The organism is Oscillibacter valericigenes, from assembly GCF_021531435.1.
GTDB lineage: Bacteria > Bacillota > Clostridia > Oscillospirales > Oscillospiraceae > Oscillibacter > Oscillibacter valericigenes_B.
In genome coordinates this window covers 1-1531 of sequence record NZ_JAFBIS010000066.1, presented here as the reverse complement: position 1 = coordinate 1531, position 1531 = coordinate 1, and the positions used below count along the sequence as shown (strand labels likewise).

Here is a 1531-nt window from a genome sequence, read left to right as displayed (position 1 = left end):
CTAAAAGTTCTTTGCAAAAAATGTCATAAAAGCATTTACTATATAGTACTAATATGATACAATAGGACTATATAAAGGAGTGGTTTTTATGGCAGTTCCAGCAGAAATACGCGCAGTGCCAAGGCCGGTAAATACGATCGTTGATGACAGTGGAAAAGACAGCCTAAAGCGCTATGCTGTCCGTCAGCGTTCTTCATCCAAATATGTCCCGGGTGGTAATCCGCAACCAAGAAACGGAAAGGTAATTGGACATATCATCGGCAATCAATATGTTCCGCTTCAAGAAGCGACCGCAGCGGAAGGTCCAGATATGCTTTCCTATGGCGCTTCTGCACTTGTGAAATCTGTTTCAGAGGATATTCTCCAAGATCTTCTGAAGGTTTATCCGGTTAATGAAGCTTACAGCATCATGTCCATGGCGACACTTCGTGTTATCAAACCAAAGATAACGCTCGGACGAATGTCTACCCATTATAATCGGACGTTCGTGTGTAAGGATTATCCCAATGCCGCTATGTCCAAAAACACGCTTGGCAATCTGCTGCAGCGCATAGGTCAGGATGGTACGAAGCGAAAAACATTCTATCAGTTACGGCTTTCCTCTGTTGCGAAAGATCATCATATCGCTATTGATGGAACGCTGAAGCAGGATAACAGCACGGTGAATGACCTGTCTGCTTATTCCTACAAAGCCAGAACAAGAGGGTGCAGCGAGGTTTCTGTGATTTATGCGTATGACATTGAACAGATGGAACCACTCTGCTCGGAAGTGTTTCCTGGCAACAGTATTGATGCATCTTCTTATGCTTCCTTCATCCGGGACAATGATATCCGGAAGGGTATTATAGTTGCGGATAAGGGTTTTCCCCCAAGCAAGATCAGCGAAGAACTCAAGGAACGTCCGGAACTTCATTTTCTGACACCGCTCAAGCGCAATGATTTACGTATCAAGGACAATGATATGCTTTCTTTTGAAGGTGTGCTGGAAGGCGTGGAAGGGCACATCGTTTATAAAAAGAAGCAAATCAAAGGCGGAAGATTCCTGTATGCATACCGAGATGCACGAAGGGCCGCAATCGAAGAAGCGGATTTCCTTGCCAAAGCGGAAAACAAAAGCAACTTTGATTCAGAAAAGTATGCTAAAAAGGCTTCGGTTTTCGGGACAATCGTATTTGAGTCCGATCTGGATCTGGATCCAAAAGCGGCTTACCTGTGCTACGATGACCGTTGGCTGCTTGAACTTGTGTTTCACCGCTACAAAAGTGATGAATGCCTTGACAAAACAAATGTACAGGGTGACTTTTCTGTTATCGGATCAGAGTTTGTGAACTTTATCAGTACAATTGCTACCTGTCGGATCATCCGAAAGGCTACGAAAGCCGGCCTTCTCAATCAGATGAGCTATGGCGAACTGATGGATGATCTTGCGAGCGCGTGGCGACGAGTTGATGCTCCATCATGCCCCAAGTCGGATGATGAATATTGGGTTCATACGTTGCAGACAGTCTTTACAGAACTCGAGGCTCTGGGA

1 protein-coding gene is annotated in these 1531 nt (G+C 45.0%); it reads left to right on the top strand.

The window, feature by feature from the left end:
• Positions 1–88: 88 nt before the first annotated feature.
• On the top strand, positions 89–1531 hold a 1443-nt coding region (locus tag JQM68_RS13555; protein WP_235223551.1), incomplete at its 3' end, for a transposase.